Annotated in this window: 17 protein-coding genes and 1 pseudogene; 8 read left to right on the forward strand and 10 right to left on the reverse strand. The window is 73.7% G+C overall.

What is annotated here, in order from left to right; translation table 11 throughout:
- From RWE79_RS31520 to RWE79_RS31530, 3 genes and pseudogenes are all read right to left on the reverse strand, one after another.
- The gene (locus RWE79_RS31520; RefSeq protein ID WP_475943481.1) at positions 1-1,497 is read right to left on the reverse strand and encodes a phosphatase PAP2 family protein; all 1,497 of its coding nucleotides are present in this window, start codon (positions 1,495-1,497) and stop codon (positions 1-3) included.
- Between the two features lie 35 nt (positions 1,498-1,532).
- Positions 1,533-1,763, reverse strand: a pseudogene (locus RWE79_RS31525) (CBS domain-containing protein); the annotation flags it as partial.
- A 52-nt stretch (positions 1,764-1,815) separates the two neighbouring features.
- Complete coding sequence (locus tag RWE79_RS31530; RefSeq protein ID WP_475943482.1) at positions 1,816-2,169, reverse strand: DUF2795 domain-containing protein; 354 nt, start codon at positions 2,167-2,169, stop codon at positions 1,816-1,818.
- 105 nt (positions 2,170-2,274) lie between these two features.
- Here RWE79_RS31530 and RWE79_RS31535 point away from each other — a divergent pair, with 105 nt between their 5' ends.
- Positions 2,275-2,508: a DUF6158 family protein gene (locus RWE79_RS31535; protein ID WP_475943483.1), complete on the forward strand. Its 234-nt coding sequence runs from the start codon at positions 2,275-2,277 to the stop codon at positions 2,506-2,508.
- 19 nt (positions 2,509-2,527) lie between these two features.
- Here the strand turns inward: RWE79_RS31535 and RWE79_RS31540 are convergent, their stop codons facing one another.
- Positions 2,528-3,013 (reverse strand): hypothetical protein, encoded by a 486-nt coding sequence (locus tag RWE79_RS31540; RefSeq protein WP_475943484.1) that lies wholly within the window; start codon positions 3,011-3,013, stop codon positions 2,528-2,530.
- 411 nt (positions 3,014-3,424) lie between these two features.
- Between RWE79_RS31540 and RWE79_RS31545 the strand changes: the two genes are divergently transcribed.
- Both RWE79_RS31545 and RWE79_RS31550 read left to right on the forward strand, forming a co-directional pair.
- Positions 3,425-4,213: a SigB/SigF/SigG family RNA polymerase sigma factor gene (locus RWE79_RS31545; RefSeq protein WP_475943485.1), complete on the forward strand. Its 789-nt coding sequence runs from the start codon at positions 3,425-3,427 to the stop codon at positions 4,211-4,213.
- Positions 4,214-4,335: 122 nt separating this feature from the next.
- Positions 4,336-5,433 carry an aminotransferase class I/II-fold pyridoxal phosphate-dependent enzyme gene (locus RWE79_RS31550; protein WP_475943486.1) on the forward strand — a complete coding sequence of 366 codons (1,098 nt, stop codon included), beginning with the start codon at positions 4,336-4,338 and terminating at the stop codon, positions 5,431-5,433.
- Here the strand turns inward: RWE79_RS31550 and RWE79_RS31555 are convergent.
- Positions 5,408-6,049: a DedA family protein gene (locus tag RWE79_RS31555; protein ID WP_475943487.1), complete on the reverse strand. Its 642-nt coding sequence runs from the start codon at positions 6,047-6,049 to the stop codon at positions 5,408-5,410. The two genes, RWE79_RS31550 and RWE79_RS31555, sit on opposite strands and share 26 nt — an antisense overlap.
- Positions 6,046-6,864 (reverse strand): MBL fold metallo-hydrolase, encoded by an 819-nt coding sequence (locus tag RWE79_RS31560; RefSeq protein WP_475943488.1) that lies wholly within the window; start codon positions 6,862-6,864, stop codon positions 6,046-6,048. The genes RWE79_RS31555 and RWE79_RS31560 overlap by 4 nt, the downstream gene beginning before the upstream one ends.
- A gap of 67 nt (positions 6,865-6,931) precedes the next feature.
- Between RWE79_RS31560 and RWE79_RS31565 the strand changes: the two genes are divergently transcribed.
- The 3 genes from RWE79_RS31565 to RWE79_RS31575 all read left to right on the forward strand — a co-directional run bounded on the left by RWE79_RS31565 (position 6,932) and on the right by RWE79_RS31575 (position 10,562).
- Positions 6,932-9,037, forward strand: coding sequence for a phage holin family protein (locus tag RWE79_RS31565; protein WP_475943489.1), 2,106 nt, complete (start codon positions 6,932-6,934; stop codon positions 9,035-9,037).
- 114 nt (positions 9,038-9,151) lie between these two features.
- The gene (locus RWE79_RS31570; protein ID WP_475943490.1) at positions 9,152-9,523 is read left to right on the forward strand and encodes a nuclear transport factor 2 family protein; all 372 of its coding nucleotides are present in this window, start codon (positions 9,152-9,154) and stop codon (positions 9,521-9,523) included.
- A gap of 43 nt (positions 9,524-9,566) precedes the next feature.
- The gene (locus tag RWE79_RS31575) at positions 9,567-10,562 is read left to right on the forward strand and encodes an aminoglycoside phosphotransferase family protein (protein WP_475943491.1); all 996 of its coding nucleotides are present in this window, start codon (positions 9,567-9,569) and stop codon (positions 10,560-10,562) included.
- A gap of 112 nt (positions 10,563-10,674) precedes the next feature.
- On the opposite strand, the gene RWE79_RS31580 is transcribed toward RWE79_RS31575, so the two are convergent.
- From RWE79_RS31580 to RWE79_RS31590, 3 genes are all read right to left on the reverse strand, one after another.
- Positions 10,675-11,502, reverse strand: coding sequence for an aldo/keto reductase (locus tag RWE79_RS31580; RefSeq protein WP_475943492.1), 828 nt, complete (start codon positions 11,500-11,502; stop codon positions 10,675-10,677).
- Between the two features lie 77 nt (positions 11,503-11,579).
- Positions 11,580-13,448, reverse strand: a complete 1,869-nt coding sequence (locus RWE79_RS31585) for an AMP-dependent synthetase/ligase (protein WP_475943493.1) — start codon at positions 13,446-13,448, stop codon at positions 11,580-11,582.
- A gap of 211 nt (positions 13,449-13,659) precedes the next feature.
- Positions 13,660-15,261: an MFS transporter gene (locus RWE79_RS31590; protein WP_475943494.1), complete on the reverse strand. Its 1,602-nt coding sequence runs from the start codon at positions 15,259-15,261 to the stop codon at positions 13,660-13,662.
- A 103-nt stretch (positions 15,262-15,364) separates the two neighbouring features.
- Here RWE79_RS31590 and RWE79_RS31595 point away from each other — a divergent pair, with 103 nt between their 5' ends.
- Both RWE79_RS31595 and RWE79_RS31600 read left to right on the forward strand, forming a co-directional pair.
- Positions 15,365-16,456: an Lrp/AsnC family transcriptional regulator gene (locus RWE79_RS31595; protein WP_475943495.1), complete on the forward strand. Its 1,092-nt coding sequence runs from the start codon at positions 15,365-15,367 to the stop codon at positions 16,454-16,456.
- An 82-nt stretch (positions 16,457-16,538) separates the two neighbouring features.
- The gene (locus tag RWE79_RS31600) at positions 16,539-18,479 is read left to right on the forward strand and encodes a hypothetical protein (protein ID WP_475943496.1); all 1,941 of its coding nucleotides are present in this window, start codon (positions 16,539-16,541) and stop codon (positions 18,477-18,479) included.
- 87 nt (positions 18,480-18,566) lie between these two features.
- Here the strand turns inward: RWE79_RS31600 and RWE79_RS31605 are convergent, their stop codons facing one another.
- Positions 18,567-18,896, reverse strand: a complete 330-nt coding sequence (locus RWE79_RS31605; RefSeq protein ID WP_475943497.1) for a hypothetical protein — start codon at positions 18,894-18,896, stop codon at positions 18,567-18,569.
- Positions 18,897-19,090 lie beyond the last annotated feature (194 nt).

Raw genomic sequence — 19,090 nt, forward strand, 5'->3', positions numbered from 1 at the left:
TCAGGCACCGGGGTCGGCGACGTCGCCCATCGGCCGGTAGACGGTCAGGGCCTCGTTGACCTTGTCGAGGACCAGCTCCGTGGGGGCGGGCGCCACTTCGCCGTCATAGGCGAGGTGAGCGCCCGCACCCATGCCGCTGACCCGGAGCCTGCGCACCCTGCTCTCCGAGTAGACCGGTGACTTCGCCAGCCCGCCGGTCACGGCGGCGGCGAGCAGCCGCGTACGGGCGAAGGGGCCGCCGTCGACGACCCGTACGTCCAGCAGGCCGTCGGCCAGGTCCTGCCGCTTGACCGGGGCCAGGCCCAGGCCGCGGTAGGAGCAGTTGCCGGCGAACAGCAGCCAGATCCGGCGGCGGTGGCCGTTGATGACCACCTCGACCGGGCTGGACGTGCGCAGCACATGCAGGGCGGCCAGCACACCGGCCGGCCAGCTGCCGGCGCGGCGGGCCCAGCGCTCGCGGTAGCGCACCAGCTCCGGGTAGGCGCCGACGCTGAAGGTGTTGAGGAACGGCACCGGCTCGGCGTCCGGGTCGTCCAGCGCCGTGCACCGCGCGATGTCCACGGAGACCGCGGTGCCCGCCAGCACCGCCGACGCGGCGTCCTCGATGGTGCGGATGGCCAGATCGGCGGCGAAGTGGTTGTAGGTGCCGCCGGGGAACACCACCAGCGGCACCCCGAACCGGACGGCGATGGCCGCCGCCAGGTTGATGCTGCCGTCACCGCCGTGGATGCCCAGCGCGCCGTCGGTCTCGGCCGCCTGGCGGGCCGCCTTCTCCAGCAGCCCGGCCAGGTCGTCGTCCTCCGTGCACAGCGCCACCTCGGCCTGCGGCAGGGCGGCCCGCAGCCGCTCGGCGGGCTGACTGAGCAGCGGGGGCGGCCCGGACGCCTCGTTGACGACGACATACAGCCCCCGGCCCTCGGGCAGGGCGGGGGCGTCGGTGCGCGGCTTGGCCGCGGGCGCCAGGTCCTTGTGGGTCGCCACGAGCCCCCGTACGGCGTAGGCCGCGCCCGCGCCGATCGCCGCGCCGACCAGGACGTCGGAGGGGTAGTGGACGCCGGTGTAGATCCGGGAGAAGGCCACCGACCAGGCGACCGGCGCGACCACCGCGCCCCACCGAGGGGACTCCATGGCCACGCCGGCCGCGAACGCCGCCGCCGACGCCGCGTGCCCCGACGGGAACGAGGTGGTGACCGGCTGCCGCCGCAGCCGCCGCATCACCGGCACCGCGTGCAGCAGTGGCCGGTTCCGGCGCACCGCCCCCTTGGCGATGGTGTTCACCGTGGCCGAGGCCAGCGCGAGCGAACCCACCCCGCGCAGCGCTGCCCGACGCCCGGAGCTGCCGCCCACGGCCGCGATGCCGGCCGCCACGCCGAACCACAGCAGACCGTGGTTGGCGCTGCGGCTCAGCCGCGGCAGGACGGGCTCGGCGGCGGGCCACTGGCGTTCGGCGACCTGACGGAAGAGCGTCCGGTCCCAGCTGATGAATTTCGACGTCATGCCGGGCGGATACCCCGTCGGGGCCGGTTTCAGCGGTCGGGCGGGCCCACCGTCACCGGATCGGGGCCGGCCGACGAGCCGGCGCTCACGGTGTGCGGGTCCGCCCCGTCGGCGACCGCGCGGACCGTGATGTCGCGTTCGGTGACCACCCCGACCACCCGGTCGCCCTCGGCGACCAGCACCCCGCCGATGTCCTGGTCACGCATCAGCTGCGCGACCTCCACCAGCGAGGCCTCCGGCCGTACGGCGGCCGGACCGGCCGTCATGACGTCCCTCACGAGCTGTGCCACCTGCGTCTCCTTCCGCCGGGTGCGCTTCTCAGCGCCCGCCGGCCGCCGTCACGATCTCCTGGACGTTGCGGTACTCGTGGTCGCCGCCGGGCAGCCCGCGTACCGCGTCGATCACCGGCCCGGGCGCGTTGTCGCCCTCCAGGGTCCGCAGCAGGGTGCCCCGCCGGGCCGGGAACGCCCGGCGGGTCAGGTGCCGCGCCAGTTCGGTGCCCAGCGGTGCGCCGTCCGGGCCGCCCGCGACGGCCGGGTCGTCGTCGGCCACCGGTTCCGGGTCGTGCCACTCCTGGGTCCGGGTGGGGTGGCCGGAACGCAGCAGGCCCTCCAGTTCGTGCTTCATCTCGTCGTCCTTGTGGACGCTGAGTCGGTTGCTGCCTCGCTGCACGATGCTTGCTCCCTTCCTCGGCGGACCCCGGTGCGGGATCCCCGTCGCCGTTCGCCTAACCAGGTGGGGCGTGATGAATCCGCCCTTTTCGGGTACGTGATGTCCATGAGCCCCCATGACGACGGAATCAACCCCGCTGATCTGGACGAACCACAACTGCTGCGGGAGCTGGAATCGGTCCACCGGACCCGGCACGAGACCCTTCTGCACGGCTCTCCGGCGGCCCTGGACGCCCACACTCAGCGCACGACCGCCCTGGAGGGCGAGTATCTGCGCCGCTACCCCGATCGTCAGGTGGCCGCCGGCCGTACCCGCGCGGGCGCGCGGGAGCGCGACTAACGCGCCCGACCCGGTTGGTTCACCGGGCCCGTCCGGTGGCGCCCCCTCCGGTCGCGGGCCCACGCAGGGCGGCAGCGACGCCGTGCCCCGGCGTACGGCGGGGCACGGCGGAGGCGGCGGGGTGGTACTGGATGGCCACCTTGCCCCTGCCGGTGCGGCAGGGCGAGCCCGCCGGGGCGGGTGCGATCTCTGCGGCGAGGCCCACGCCCCCGCACCCCAGGTGCGGGGGCGTGGGCCTCGACGGCGGGCTCCACGGGTAGAGACAGCCGTCCCGTCGCGCGGTGCTGCCGTCGATCCACAGGAGCTTCTTGTCCTCGACGGGGATGTTGTCGTACATGGCCTGGATGTCGCTGGGCCGGGTCATCAGGTCGTCGCGGACCTGGTAGAGGAACGTGGGAATCGTGACGCTCTTGGCCGCCGGGCCGAGGTCCTCCTCCGCCTCTGGGTCGCGCCAGGCCCTCGACGACCTCGCCGCCGCCGACATGGTGCCCCGCGGCGACATCATCGACCGCTTCCACGACAACGTGCTCTACAGCCTGCGGACGCTTCCCGAGCCGTCACCGTCCACTGACACGGACTCTGTGACCCCACTGTCATAACCCTGCGTATCCCGCCCGCTGACACCCACTCGGCGTCGACAACGTGAAAGGCCTGCCACCGCTCGCTGGTCCGCCATGCGGGCGGCGCCAAGGAACCGCGCCAAGGAACCGCGCCAAGGGTTTCGCGGCCGCCACAGGCCGTGGGCGCGCATGCCGGCGCGGTTTGGCCGCGGGGAGCGGGGGCACGCGAAAGAGGTGCTTCGCAACGGAGGCACGCCCGCCCGCCGCGGTGACACCGCGGCCCGGCCCGTGTGGGGCGTGCCGGTGTGCCGAGTGAAGCGTCCGGCCCCGCCCCCTCATCCGCAGGAGGCGAACGCATGGCCGCACACCCACATCCACACCCACATCCTGATCACGACGCCTCGGACACCACCGAGACCTTCCGGCGGATCGCCGCGCTCCCCGACGGTCCCGAGAAGGACGCCCTGCGCAAGGAGGTCGTCACCGCCTGGATCCCCATGGCGGACCGCCTCGCCGGACGCTTCCGCAACCGCGGCGAGAGCACCGAGGACCTGCGCCAGGTGGCCGCCCTCGGCCTGGTCAAGGCCGTCGGCCGGTACGACCCCGCGCGCGGCAACGCCTTCGAGAGCTTCGCCGTCCCCACCGTCGTCGGCGAGGTCAAACGGCACTTCCGGGACCACCTGTGGGCCATGCACGTCCCGCGCCGCGTCCAGGAGCTGCGCAACCGGGTGCGCGCCGCCCGCCGCGAACTCGCCCCGCTCCTGGACGGGCGAAGTCCCACCGTCCCCGAGATGGCCGCCCGCACCGGTCTGACCGAGGACGAGGTCATCGCCGGCATGGAGGCCATCGACAGCTACGCGGCCATGTCCCTGGACGCCGAGCTGCCCGGCGCGGACGGCCGCGCCCTCCTCGACAGCCTCGGCCACCACGACCCCGGCCTCGACATCGTTGTCGACCGCGTCACCATCGCGCCGCGGCTGCGCGCCCTCCCCGAACGCGAGCAGCGCATCCTCTACCTGCGGTTCTTCGACGACATGACGCAGAACCAGATCGCCGAGATCATGGGGATCTCCCAGATGCACGTCTCCCGGCTCATCAGCCGCACCTGCGCCGCGCTGCGCGCGCACGCCCTGTCCGAGGCCTGACCCGGCGCGGCGCACCCCGGTCCTGCCCGCTCCGGGTCAGGCCCTGCGCCCCGGCCCGCCCGTGCTCCCCGCGCCGACCGCGCCGACGTGTGCGAGGGTGCCCAGAAGGGCAAGGAGGACGGATGGTGCGCACCCTGTGGCCGGATCCCGGCCTGCCGGCCCCGCCGTACGCCGCGTCGGCCGGGGCCACCGATCCGCGCACCCTCGTCGCCGCCGCTGCCGGCTACTGGGGCCGCCGGGGTCTGCACACGGACCCCGGCCAGGTGGTGGCCGCCCCCTCCGCCGAGCCGCTGCTCGCCGCGCTGCTGGCCGCCGCCGGCGGTGACGCCGTCGTGGTGGGCCGCCCCGCCGCCGTCTGGCACAGCCCGCCGGGCCTGCGCACGCTGCGGGTGCGGACCCCGGCCGAGGGCGGTGGCGCCCCGGACCCGTTCGCGCTGCTGGAGACGGTCCGCCGGGCCCGTGCGGACGGCCTGGATCCGCGCGTCCTCGTACTGGCCGCCGCCGACGATCCGACCGGCACCGTCACGCCCCCCGAGCCGCTGCACGAGGTCTGCGAGGCCGCCGCCGGGGCCGGGCTGCTGCTGATCTCCGACGAGACGTACAACGACACCCTGCACCACCACGGCGTCGTGCTGCTCAGCCCCGCCGAGATCCTCCCCGGCCGCACAGTCGTACTCACCGACCTGAGGTCCCACCGGGTGCCCGCCGCCATCGCGCGCTTCCCGGCCGACGGTCCGGCCGCCGCACTGCGGCAGGCCGTCCGCACCGAGACCCTGCCGCCGTACGCGGCGCGGGCCGCCGCCTACACACTCGCCGAACCGGCCGACGTACGGGCCTACGCCGAGGCCGCCCGGCGGCTGCACGCGGCGGTGGGCGGCGCCGCCTGCGCGGTCCTGAGGGAGGCGGGCGCGCTGTGCCGGCCCCCGGAGTGCGGCTTCCAGCTCTACGCGGACCTGGCGCCGCTGAGCACCGGCCGCGACGCGGCCGGCGCGGAGGAGTGGCTGACCCGGCGGCTCGGCCGGCCGGTGCCCGGCGGCCACCGGTTCGGCGACGACCCGTCGGCGCCGCGGGTACGGATCGACGTCGGCCCGCTGTGCGGCACGGGCGAGGAGCCGCGCCGCGCGGCCCTGGAGGCGGCCGACCCGCTGACGCTGCCTCACATCACGGACGCGGTAAGGGGGTTGGCGGAAGTCCTCAGCGAACTGTCTGGCGACGGGTGACGGTCACCAGCCACCTCCACACCTGCGGGGCCACCGCGATGGCCAGGGTCAGCCCGACCGCGAGGATCACGCCCTCCCAGGGCTCCGCGAACAGCGAGCCGCCCAGCACCCCGATCAGCTGGTACGCCAGCGCCCAGGCCAGGCAGGCCGGTATGTCGCCGCGGGCGAAGCGGGCGGGCGGCAGCTCCGACAGCAGACAGGCCACCATCACCGGGATCCGCCCCGCCGGTACCAGCCGGGACAGCACCAGCACCGCGATCCCGTGCTGGTCCAGCTTGTGCTGAGCGGCCTCCAGGCGGCCGGGCTCGGCGCGGTCCTGGAGCCGCTTCAGCCACCGCGAGCCATTCCTGGAGTGCACGCCCCGGTGGCCCAGCCAGTACAGGCTCATGTCCCCGATGAACGCCGCCAGTGACGCCGTGACGAACACCAGCGCCAGCGCGACCGGCGGGTTCTGGTGGTGGAACGCCACCGCCGCCGCGCCGCTCACCAGCGCCCCCGTCGGTACGACCGGCACCAGCGAGCCGAGCGCCACCAGCAGGAACAGCGACGGGTACCCCACCACCTGCCCCGTGGAGTCGGCGGAGGTCGCGGCCCGCTCGGCCAGGAAGCCGATCATCGGGCGACCCCCAGCTCCACGCTCTGCCCGTGGTCGAGCCGGTGCACGGCCGTCCCCGGCGCGAGCCGGCCGGCCAGGCGTACGAAGTCGTCGCCGGGGGAGTGGAACTCGTGCGGGCGCACCGCGTCCATGCCGATCGGCCAGTACGTCCCGTAGTGGATCGGCACCGCGTGGACCGGCCCGCCGCCTCCGGGGTGGCCGCCCGCGCCCGTGCCCAGCCGGGCCAGCGCCTGCGCCGCCCGGTCCGCGTTCAGATGCCCCGAGCTCAGGAACGGCCCCCAGCCGCCGACCGGCAGCAGCGCGGCGTCACACGGCCCGACGGCCTCCGCCATCGCGTCGAACAGCCCGGTGTCGCCCGCGAAGTACGTCCGGGCCTCACCCTCGATCACATACCCCAGCGCCGGGCTGCGCCGCGGCCCGTACGGCAGCCGGCGCCCGTCGTGCGCGGCCGGGACCGCCCGTACCGTCACCGGGCCCGCCTTCACCTCGTCGCCCGGCGACACCTCCACCAGCTCCAGCCCGCGGGTCCGCCGCAACCGCCGCAGCCCCGGCACCGCGTCCTGCGCACCGCGCGGCAGCACCACCCGGGTGCCGCGCGCCAGCCGGGCCAGCGAGCCCAGGTGGAGATGGTCGGCGTGCAGATGCGACACGACCACCACATCCGCCTCGGCCGCCCCCGGCGGCGGCACCGCGCCCCGGCGCCGCCGCAGATGCGCCAGCCGCGCCGCGAACAGCGGATCCGTCAGGACCCGCACCCCGGAGTCCCGCACGGTCACGGTGGCATGACCCCACCAAGTGATCCCGACCGCCGCCACACACGCCTCCTCGTTTGGTGCCCGAGCCTATGCCTGCCCCGAAAAGCCGTCGTGACAGGCTGGGAGTATGAACTTGCGTCGGTGGCGGTCATCCGGCCGCACGGTCGGCCGCGTACTGGCCGTGTGGGCGGTGGCGACGGCGACCATGGCCGTGCTGGCCGGGATCCTGCCGGACTTCACCATCCAGTCGCCGACCGGCGACAGCCCGACCCGGATCGCGGTCACGGCGGCGGTCGGCGCGGGGGTGTTCGGCCTGCTGAGCGCACTGGTCTGGCCGCTCCTGGTCCGGGCGCTGCTGCTGGTGCCGGCGCTGGTCCTGGGCGGCCTGGTGTTCTTCCTCAACGGCTCGCTGCTGCTGATCGCGCTGCGCATCGCGCCCGACTGGCGCGGTGACGTCACCCCGGCCACCGCCGTCCTGATCGCCGCCGCGATGTCGGCGACCTCGTCCGCGACCAGCACCACGCTGGCGATGCGCGACGACGAGGCGTACGGACGCCGGCTGGCCCGGCTCGCCGGACGCCGGCCGGTCCCGCACAACCCCGAGCCCGGCATCGTCTTCCTCCAGCTCGACGGAGTCGGGCACGACGTGCTGCGCGAGGCGGTCCGCCCCACCCGCCGCAAGGGCCGCCCCCGGCCGGCCGCGATGGAGACCGTCGCGCGGTGGCTCGACTCCAGCCACCACCTCGTCCCCTGGCGCACCGACTGGAGCAGCCAGACCGGTGCCAGCCAGCTCGGCATCCTGCACGGGACCAACGAGGACGTGCCGGCCTTCCGCTGGTACGAGAAGGAGACCGGACAGCTGATCGTCTGCAACCGGCCGTCCAGCGCCGCCGAGCTGGAACGCCGCGCCGTGGAGCGCACCGGCCGCCCCGGGCTGCTCGCCGACGGCGGCGCGAGCCGGGGCAACCTCTTCAGCGGCGGCGCCGAGCAGCTGGCGCTGGTGATGTCGGTCGCCGCGCAGCGCGGCCGGCTGACCCGCTCGCGCAGCGGCTACTTCGCGTACTTCTCCGACCCCGCCAACGCGGTGCGCACCGCCGCGTCGTTCGTCGCCGAAGTGGCCCGCGAGATCACCGAGTCGACGGCCTCGCGCTTCGTACGCCGGGACCGGCCCCGGGTGAAGCGCGGCGGCCTCTACCCCCTCGCGCGGGCCTTCGCCACCGTCGTCGAACGCGACGTGGCGGTGGCCGCGGTGGTCGGCGACATGCTCGCCGGACGCGACGCCGTCTACGCCGACCTCGTCGCGTACGACGAGGTGGCCCACCACTCGGGGCCGCGGGGCGGCGATGCCATGCGGGTCCTGGCCCGGCTGGACCGTATGGTCCGCCTCGTCGCCGACGCCTCGCGTCACGCCCCCCGCCCGTACCGGATCGTGCTGCTGTCGGACCACGGCCAGAGCCACGGCGAGACCTTCGCATCCGTCTACGGGCTGCACCTGAAGGACCTGGTCCGCGCGGGCTGCGGACTGCCCGTCTCGCGCCGGGCCCGGCGCACGACCAGCGGCGCCGAGGCCCGCACCGCCGCGAGGGCCGCGCTGCGCAGGCCCGAACACGCCCGGCGGGCCGAGGAGGACACCGAGTGCGCGGGGCCGGTCTCGGACCCGGTGGTGCTGGCCTCCGGCAACCTGGGCCTGGTCAGCTTCCCCGACATCCCCGGCCGGGCCACCCGTGAGGAGATCGACCGCCGCCACCCCGCCCTGCTGCGCACCCTCGCCGAGCACCGGGGCATCGGTTTCGTCCTCGTCCTCGGCGAACGCCGCGGCCCCCTCGTGCTCGGCCCCGGCGGCGCCGAGCACGAACTGAGCACCGGCAAGGTCACCGGCGGCCCCGACCCGCTCGCCCCCTTCGGCCCCGGCGCCGCCGCCGCCGTCCTGCGCACCGCGGGCTTTCCGCACGCCGCCGACATCATGGTCAACTCCGCCTGTGACGCCACCACCGGGGCCGTCCACGCCTTCGAGGAACAGGTCGGCTCCCACGGTGGCCTCGGCGGCGACCAGAACCGCCCCTTCCTGATGTACCCGTACGTACTGGAGGGCCCTCGGGGACGGCTCGTCGGCGCGGAGGCGGTGCACGCGGTGCTGCGCGGCTGGCTGGAGCACACCGGCCGGACCGACCAGGCCGACCGGCCCGGCGACGAACCGGAGTTCACCCCCAGCGGGGCCCGCACCGGACACTGACCCCGGCGCGGCCGACCGGCCGGGCCGCCCTTACCAGCGACGTAATCGACGTGCCGAGCGCCCCCGGGCATCGTGGAACCCGTCCACCAGCGGCCACAACCGAGGAGAGCACACATGTCGCAGTACGAGAACGCCGCCGCCCGCTACATCCAGGCCTGGAACACCGCCGACCCCGAGGAGCGCGCCAAGGCCGTCGCGGCCACCTGGACCGAGGACGGCAGCTACACCGACCCGCTGGCCGAGGTGGCCGGGCACGAGGGCATCGCGGCAGTGATCGCCGCCGCGCAGGCGCAGTTCCCGGGGTTCGCGTTCCGGCTGGCGGGCGCGGTGGACGGGCACCACGACACGGCGCGCTTCGGCTGGGAACTGGTGTCGGTGGCCGACGGGTCGGCGCCGGTGGCGGGGTTCGACGTCGTCACGCTGGCGGCCGACGGCCGGATCCGCAGCGTGAGCGGCTTCCTGGACCGGGTGCCCGCGGCGGGCTGAAATACGGGTGCGGGACCGGGCGCTCCGATGGTGGGATGCCCGGATGGACAGCGAGACGCGCAGCGTCGACACCGGGACGTACGACGCGTCGGTCACCCCCTGGGCCGACCCGCGGTGGCGGCGCGAGGCCATGGAGTGGGCCCGGGAGGCACTGGCCGCCCGGGGGACGCCGGCGGCCGGACAGGGCGGCTGGGAGGTGCGGCTGCGCCCGTGGTCGGTGGTGATCCGGATCCCCTTGGAGGACGGCACCCCGGCGGTCTGGTTCAAGGCCAACCCGCCCGGCTCGGCCTTCGAACCGGCACTGACGCGGGCCCTGTCGCAGTGGGTGCCCGGACAGGTGCTCACCCCGGTCGCCGTCGACCCGGAGCGCGGGTGGGCGCTGCTGCCGGACGGCGGCGGCCTCCTGGCCGACGTACTGGACGGGGAGGGGGCCGGCCCGCAGCAGTGGGAGGGCCCGCTGCGGCAGTACGCCGGTCTCCAGCGCGCCGTCGGCCCCCGGGCCGGCGAACTGCTCGCGCTGGGAGTGCCGCAGGCCGGGCCGGAGCACCTGCCGGAGCGGTTCGACGAACTGGTGGCGCTGACGGGCGCGCCCGCGGAGGTCCGGCGGATCCGGCCGCGCCTGGCCGACTGGTGCGCGGAGCTGGCCGGTTCGGGCATCCCCGCCACCCTCGACCACAGCGACCTGCACGAGGCCCAGGTCTTCCACGGCGACGGCGGCCGCTTCGTGTTCTTCGACTGGGGCGACGCCTCGGTGGCGCACCCGTTCTCCAGCCTCCTGGTCACCGCCCGGGTCGCGAGCCTGCTCCCCGGCGGCGACCAGGAGGCCGTCCTCGCCGGGCTGCGCGACGCCTACCTGCGGCCCTGGGCCGAGGACGGCCACGACCTGACCGTGCTGCGCGGGCTGGCGAGCCTGGCCTGCCGGGTCGGGCCCGTCAACCGCGCCCTGAGCTGGGGGCGGGTCTTCCCGGCGGCCGGGGCCGCCCATCACCACAACATCGCCCGCTGGCTGGCCGAACTGCTAGACGAGCCGCCCCTGTGAGGGGGATACGCGCCGTACCGGCACAGCCGCGGACCGGGCCGGCCTGTGGACGTGCGCAAGGCCGGCCCGGGAGGGGCCGGCCCTGCGCGGGTGCTGAAGGAACGTCTACCGCTCAGGCGAACGTGGAGGGGTCGGGGCCCAGGCGGGTGCCGTTGTCGAGGGCGGCGACGGCCGCGAGGTCCTCCGCGTCCAGCTCGAAGCCGAAGACGTCGAAGTTCTCCCGGATCCGCGAGGGCGTCACGGACTTGGGGATGACCACGTTGCCGATCTGGAGGTGCCAGCGCAGTACGACCTGCGCGGGGGTCCTGCCGTGCTTGGCGGCGACCGCGGCCAGCGCCGACGAGCCCAGCAGGCCCTTGCCCTGTCCCAGCGGGGACCAGGCCTCGGTGGCGATGCCGTGCCCGGCGTGGAAGGCCCGCAACTCCGGCTGGGAGAAGTGGGGGTGCAGCTCGATCTGGTTGACGGCCGGTACGACCGAACCCTCGTCCAGGACGTGCCGCAGTTGCGCGACGGGGAAGTTCGAGACCCCGATGGCCTTGGCGCGGCCTTCGGCGAGGATCTTCTCGAAGGCACGCCAGGTGTCCAGGTACTTACCGTGCCCGGGCATCGGCCAGTGGATCAGGTAGAGGTCCACGTAGTCGAGGCCGAGCCTGTCCAGCGAGGCGTCGAACGCGCGCAGTGCCGAGTCGTGGCCCTGCTCCGAGTTCCAGAGCTTCGTCGTGACGAAGAGCTCCTCGCGGGGCACGCCGGCGGTGGCGATCGCCTGGCCGGTGCCCTTCTCGTTCTCGTAGATCGCCGCGGTGTCGATGCTGCGGTAGCCCGCTTCGAGGGCGGTGGAGACCGCCGCCGCCGCCTCGTTGTCCGGCACCTGCCAGACACCGAAACCCAGCTGGGGCATCTCGACACCGTTGTTGAGCGTGATGAAGGGGACCTTGCTCACGAGCACGTTTTCCTTACGTCGTCGGTCGTACTCTGTCTCCCTAGGTCAATGTTTCGCGGAGTGCCCGAATTCCCCGTTCAGCCGCTGTAAAGGGCTTCGATTTCCTGTTCGTAGGCCTTTTCGATCGCCCGGCGCTTGAGTTTCAGCGACGGCGTGAGCAGCCCCTGCGCCTCGGAGAACTGCCCGGCCAGGACCTTGAAGGTGCGGATCGACTCGGCCTTGGAGACCAGCGTGTTCGCGGCCACCACGGCCCGGCGTACCTCCGCCTCCAGATCCGGGTCGCGCAGCAGGTCGGTGAGGGCCGGCGTGGCCTTGCCGTGCATGGCCAGCCAGTGCGAGACGCCCTCCGGGTCGAGGGTGACCAGGGCGGCGACGAAGGGGCGGTCGTTGCCGACGACCACGCACTGCGCGACGAGGGGGTGGGAGCGTACCCGCTCCTCCAGGGGCACCGGGGAGACGCTCTTGCCGCCGTTGGTCACCAGGATCTCCTTCTTGCGGCCGGTGATGGTGAGGTAGCCGTCCTCGTCGAGCGCGCCGAGGTCGCCGGTGGCCAGCCAGCCGTCGTGCAGGATCTCCTGGGTCGCCTTGGTGTTGTTGAGGTATCCCTCGAAGATCTGGCCGCCCCGCAGCCAGATCTCGTGGTCGTCCGCGATGTGCACCGTTGTGCCGGGTACGGGCCGGCCCACGGTGCCGAAGCGGGTCTGCTCGGGCGGGTTGGCGGTGGCGGCGGCGGTCGACTCGGTGAGGCCGTACCCCTCGAAGATGCGGACGCCGGCGCCGTCGAAGAACAGACCGAGCTGCCGGTCCATCGCGGAGCCGCCGGAGAAGGCGTGCCGTACCCGGCCGCCCAGGGCGGCGCGCACCTTGCCGTAGACGAGCTTCTCGTAGAGCTGGTGCTGCATGCGCAGGCCGGTTCCGGGTCCGGGGCCGGTGCCGAAGGCCTTGGCCTCCATGGCTTCGGCGTGGCGGACGGCGACGTCGAAGGCCTTCTCGAAGACCGGCAGCCGGCCGCCGGCCTCGGCCTTGCGGCGGGCGCCCTGGTAGACCTTCTCGAAGACGTAGGGCACGGCGAGCACGAACGTCGGCCGGAAGGAGGCCATCGCCGGCAGCAGTTCGGCGGCGGCCAGGTTCGGCTGGTGACCGAGCCGGACCCGGGCGCGGACGGCGGCCACCTCGACCATCCGCCCGAAGACATGGGCCAGGGGGAGGAAGAGCAGGGTCGAGGCCTGGTCGCCGGGCCTGCTGTGGAAGACCGGCTCGTACTTGCTGATGATGTTGTCGGCCTCGGCCATGAAGTTGGCGTGGCTGATCACACAGCCCTTGGGGCGGCCGGTGGTGCCCGAGGTGTAGATGACGGTGGCGATGGCGTCCGGGGTGACCGCCATGCGGTGCCGGTGCACGACGTCGTCGTCGATATGGGTGCCGGAGCCGGTGATCTCGGTGAGGGCGTCGGAGTCCAGCTGCCACAGCCGGGTGAGCTGGGGCAGTTCGTCGATGACGGCGCCGATGGTCATGGCGTGGTCCTCGTGCTCGACGACGCAGGCGACCGCCGCCGAGTCGTGCAGCATCCAGCGCACCTGGTCGGAGGAGGAGGTGGGGTAGATGGGGACGGGCTGCGCGCCGATCGTCCACAGCGCGAAGTCCAGCACCGTCCACTCGTACCGGGTGCGGGACATCAGTCCGACCCGGTCGCCGAAACGTATCCCCTGCGCGATCAGGCCCTTGGCGACGGCCATCACCTCGTCGCGGAAACGGGCGGCGGTCACATCCAGCCACTCACCGGCCGGAACCGCGTCCTCGTCACTGTCCGCAGTCGGGATCTCCTCGTACCGGTACCGGCCGAGCACCACACGCTCCGGCTCCTCGGTGGCGTTGGCGAAGACCACGTCCGCCAGTCCGCCTACCTGGGGTGCCGTCACCAGTGGGGGGATGGTGAACTCACGCAAGAGCTGCTCCTCGACTGCTCGGGGCGCCCGTAACGTACCCGATACACAGGAAGCCGGGGAGGGGTCCGGATGCGTTCTGTGAGCGGTGTGGATTCGTACGTTCTTGCTACTTTCGGGTGAACTCCCTGCTACCGCCGGGAACATGACGCGCGCCGGGCCTCCGACCGGAGACCCGACGCGCGTAGATCTTCATGAAATCTGCTCGTGTCAGTTACTGACGCTCTACAGCTGCCGACCGCTGACGCTCCATCGCCACCGCCGCTGCCGCGGGTCCCGCCGGTTCCGCGGATCCCGCCGGTTCCGCCGCCCGCTCCGGCGGCCGGTCGTGGTGGGCGGCCTCCGGAGCCCTGCTGCGGACCAGGAGCAGGACGACGACGCCGGCCACCAGGCCGATCACTCCGGCGACCGCGGCCGCCACGTCCAGCCCCGCCGTGAAGGCCGCCCGCAGCGCGTGCTCCAGGGCGTCCCGCTGCCCCGACGACGCCCGGGCCAGCAGCTCCCGCGCCCCGCCACCGGCCAGCACCCGGGCCGTCCCGTGCGGATCCGGCACCCCGTCGCCGCGCAGCGAGTCCTGGGCGCGGGCGGTGAGCAGGGTGCCGAAGACGGCCACCCCGAGGGCGTAGCCGAGCTGGCGCATCGTGTTCACCGCTCCGCCGGCCATACCGGCCTGCCGCGGCGGTACGCAGGCCAGCGCCGCCGAGGCCACCGCCGGGGTGACCAGGCCGACACCGAACCCGGCCAGCACCAGCCCCCCGGTCAGCGACGCCCAGCCCGAACCGGCGTCCAGCACGGTCTGCGCCAGCGCCCCGGCACCGATCAGCAGCAGCCCCGTGCCGATCACCCAGCGGTGCGGGACACCGTGCAGCACCCGCCCGCCCACACCGGCCGCCACGAACGCCGCCAGCGCCAGCGGGATCAGCACCAGCCCGCCGCGCACCGGGCTCATCCCCAGCACCGTCTGCAGCCAGATCGAGGTGTACGGCGCGAAACCGAAGGCGGCCGCGTTGAGCGCCACGGTGCCCGCCATCACCCCCACGAACGACCGGTCGCGGAACAGCCGCAGGTCCAGCATCGGGTGCGCGCGGCGCCGTTCCACCGCCACGAACACCACCAGCGCGGCGACCGACGCCGCCAGCGTCGCGAACGTACGGCCCGAGGCCCAGCCCACCGTGTCCGCGCGGATCACCGCGTACGTCGCCGTCCCGGCGAAGGCCGAGAACGCCGCCGTACCGGCCCAGTCGATCCGGGCCCCCGCCCCGCCCCGCGACTCGCGCACCGCGCGCAGCGTCAGCCAGATCGCGGCAGCGCTCACCGGCAGGTTGACGAAGAACACCCACCGCCAGCTCAGCCCCTGCGTCAGCAGCCCGCCCAGCACCGGCCCCAGCGCCGCCGCCGCGCCGCTGACCGCACCCCACACACCGAGCGCCACCGACCGGTCCCGGCCCTGGTAGGCCGCCCCCAGCAGGGACAGCGTCGTCGCGAACATCGCGGTCGCGCCCACCCCCTGCACCGCGCGCATGCCGATCAGCATCCCCGCGTTCGGCGCCAGCCCGCACGCCAGCGAGGCCACCGCGAACAGCGCGGTTCCGGCCACGTACACCTTCCGCCGGCCGATCACATCCGCCGCCGAGCCCGCGCCGAGCAGCAGTGCGGCCAGCGCCAGGGCGTAGATGTCGATCACCCACTGCAGCTGCGACAGCGAGGCGTCCAGCGTGCCCCCGATGTCCGGCAGCGCCACGATCACGATCGTCACGTCCACCAGCAACATGAACGTGCCCAGACAGACCGCGACCAGCGGCCCCCACTTGCGCATCACTCGCTCCCCTCGATTCGGCACACCGTGTGCGATGTCCCGTAGCATCGCCCCGTGGCGGCCGCCTTCACCAGCCACGGCAGCTGATGCGAAGGATTCCGACATGGGGAGATCGTCAGTGGTGGATTCCCACGACAAGGAGAAGCGCGACCCGGGCAGTCACGAGGACCCCGGCCTCCACCCCGGCCTCGACCCCGACCGTGACCGCGACAAGGCGGGCCGGCTCGACACGCTGGACCAGCAGCTCCTGCACGCCCTGCAGATCGACCCCAGGGCGCCCTTCAGCCGTATCGCCGCCGTCCTGGAGGTCTCCGACCAGACGGTCGCCCGCCGCTACCGCCGGCTGCGCGCCGACTTCGGACTGCGGGTGGTCGGCATGACCGACGGCTCCCTGCTCGGCCGCACCCGCTGGATGCTGCGGCTGCGCTGCGCCCCCGACGCCTCGGTGGCCATCGCCCGGGCCCTCGCCCGGCGCCCCGACACCGCCTGGGTCCGGCTCACCTCCGGCGGCACCGAACTGCTCTGCGTCGCCGACGCCGGCCCGGACGCCTACGACGCCCTGCTCTTCGGCAAACTCCCCCGTACGCCGAGCATCGTCGAGATCGGCGCCGTCAGCCTGCTGCACGTCTTCTACGGCGGATCCCCCGGCTGGTTCACCAAGAACGGCCCCCTCACCCGCGCCCAGGCCGCCGCCCTGCGCCCGCCGCCGCACCAAGGCGCCCCCGCCCCCGGAGCGGGACCCGCTCCCGCCCCCGGGCCCGAGGACGAGGCGCTGCTCACCGCCCTCGCCGGCGACGGCCGTACCTCCTATCCCGAGCTGCACCGGGCCACCGGACGCTCGGAATCCGCCGTCAAACGGCGCCTGGAGCAGCTGTTCCGCTCGGGCATGCTCTATTTCGACGTGCAATTCGACTCGGCGCTGCTCGGCTACGACGCGCAGGCCGTACTCTGGCTGACAGTCGCGCCGTCCGCGCTCGCCTCCGTGGGCAAGGCGCTCGCCGGCCACCCCGAGACCGCCTTCGTGGCCGCGACCACCGGCACGTCAAACCTGATCGCTTCGGTCATCTGCCGTGACCACGCCGGTCTTTACACATATCTGAGCGAAAGGATCGGAGCAATCGAGGGTCTGCGCCATGTGGAGACCTCACCTGTCGTACGCAAGTTCAAACAGATGACGTACGAAGGCCATATCTAGCCCGATGCTCTTGCGCGGTGGCGGCTACCTGCTCCATCGTACGCACCACCAACGCGACCACCGGGGGGTGGGTACGACGGAAGTGACAGGGGAACAGGCCCCCGAGAGAACCAGCGGCACCAGTGCCGCGACGACGACAACCGGCACCGGCGAACTCGGCGAACGGATAGCGCGGCTGGCTGCCGCACAGGTCCGGCACGGCAGCGAACTCGACGGCCTCAGCGTCAAGGTGACAGGCGTCAACGCCTGGGTCGGCGGGATCCACGCGACCATGAGCGAGGTGTCCGCCCGGGTGGCGGACCTGACCCGGACGGTGAACGGGCTCGGCGAGGACGTCGCCAGCGGCCAGGCCGAACTCGCCGCCTTCATGCGGCAGTACGAACGCGACCGCATCGCCACCGGCGCGCAGACGGAGCTGGCTCGGCTGACCACCGACTGGCAGCTGCGCTTCGGCGGCCGCAAACGGATCCGCTCCCTCGCCCGGGGACTCCTGCACACCCTCACCGCCGACGCGATCCGACGCGACGTCGTCGAACCCGCGATCGTCGGGGAGTGCGTCAACGACGCGATGCTGCGCGACCCCTCCTACTGGCTGGCCCCGGCCTGCGTGGCACTGGCCGCCCGCCACCTCGGCGAGCATGTGCTGAGCGAGCACGCCCGTGGCCAGGCCTACGCCCTCGACCCGGCGAAGGCCAAGCTCTTCTCCGCCCTCACCTGCGCACGGCTCGGTGAGGAGAACGAGGCCGCCCGCTGGGCCGGCCGCTACCTGGAGACCCTCGATCCCCGGCGGCTCGGCCCGGAGTTCCTCCCGGTGCTCAGCGCCATCGCCGCCGGCGAACTCGGCGCCGAGGCACACACCTTCGCCCTCCAGGCGATGCTGCGCTGGGACACCGACCCGCTCACCCCGGAGCCCGTCCCGTCCGGCCGTGCCCCGCAGGCCCGGCACATCGCGGCGTCACGGCCCCGCTTCCAGCGCTGGGAACAGCGACTGTGGGAGTTGCGCACCCAGGTCTCCGCCGAGCGCTTCCCGGCCCTGCGGCAGCTCGTCGCCGGCCAGTGGGAACCCCTGGCGTACGGCTGGGAACTGGCCACCGTCCCCGGTGGCCTGCTTGCCCACCTGAGCCGCGAGTTCCCCGACACCCCGGAGGAGTTCGCCGCCGCGCGCGGCTACGCCGGGCTCGCGCTGCAAGGGCTCGTAGAACGCCTCGAACCCGACGAGGAGGAGCTGCGCCGCGAGGTGGAGTGGCAGCGCCGCGTCGTGGAGAACCGCGGCGAACCGCCCACGGACGCCGCCACTGATCCGGCGCCGGTGCCGCCCGCAGTCCTCGCCTTCGGCTCGGCCCCACCCGATCCGGTGCTCGACTTCTCCACCGTCCTGGACCAGGCGGTCTTCGAGCCCGACGGGATCGAACTCGGCTCCGCCGCCCGGCGTCTGGCCCTCATCTGCGTCTGGAAGAGCGTCCAGCACGCAGCCGGCGACTTCGTCACCGCCGCGGCCGCCCAGCGGCCCCCGCACATCGTGCTCACCCTCGACGGCTGGACCGCCGAGGTGCCCACCGACCCCGCCGTGCTCGTCGACGAACCCCTCCTCGCCGACAGTCTGGCCGCCCACATCGACCACCGAACCCGGTCCCAGGTCGAGGCCGTCACCCACAACCCCGTCCGGCTGCTGGCCGCCGGTCTCGGCGGCGCCCTCACCACATCCCTGTCCGTCGTCCTCCTGCACGGCGCTCCCGCCGTCACCCTCGCCCTCTCGGGCGGTGCGCTCCTGCTCTGGGGCCTGTTCGATCTCCGTCGCGTCCCCCTCCAGCGACGGCGCCGACAGGACCACGGCTCACGGTCCCGCAAGGAGTCCCTGCGCCTCCTGTCCGCCGCGCTGCGCCAGCGCACCGAGTTCTTCGACACCTGGGACCGCAGCACCGCCGAACTCACCGGACTGCGCGTCTGGTCCCCCTTCGGCAACGGCCCCGGATCCGTTCCCAAGACGCTCCCCTTCGACGACGACCCCGAGTCCGAGCAGTAGCCGTCCCCCACCGACGGCGCCACGGAGCCCCCACCCGCTGACGAGGCGGATGGGGGCTCCGTGGCTATGGGTTACCGGTGGCGGTCGTCACCGGTAGTGGTCGCAGAACCAGTGTCCGGGGACCCAGACCCTGACCCAGTACCCGTGGTGCCAGTTGCCCCAGCGGTCCTGGAAGCCGTGGTGCCAGAACCCGGTCCAGTGGCCCTGCTGCCAGTGGCAGTGGCGGTGGTGGTTGCCGTGGTTGCCGTGATTCCCGTGGTCGCCGTCATGTCCGTCGTTGCCGTTGTTGTTCCCGGGCCCCGGAGGGGGCGGAGCGGGTACCGCAGATGCGGCGCCCGCCGTGGCGAACGCGGCTCCGCCCGCGAGCATTGCGGACGCCGCACCTATCGCGAGGCCTCGCGTGAGTCGATTGCGCATGGTCGTCCTTCCATGGCTGTCGGTCAGTGAAGACACTGACGCTGAGCCGGGATCGAGACCCTGTCCGCCGCGAGGACGGGCGCGGCGCCGGTGGCGTGACAACGAGTCAATCGCCTTCGCATGAGACGGCCCTCCTTCCCCGTCGGCGCGGGATCGGTACCCGTATCAACTCGCATCATCGTATACGCCAAAAG

The organism is Streptomyces sp. RLA131 (genome assembly GCF_056270125.1).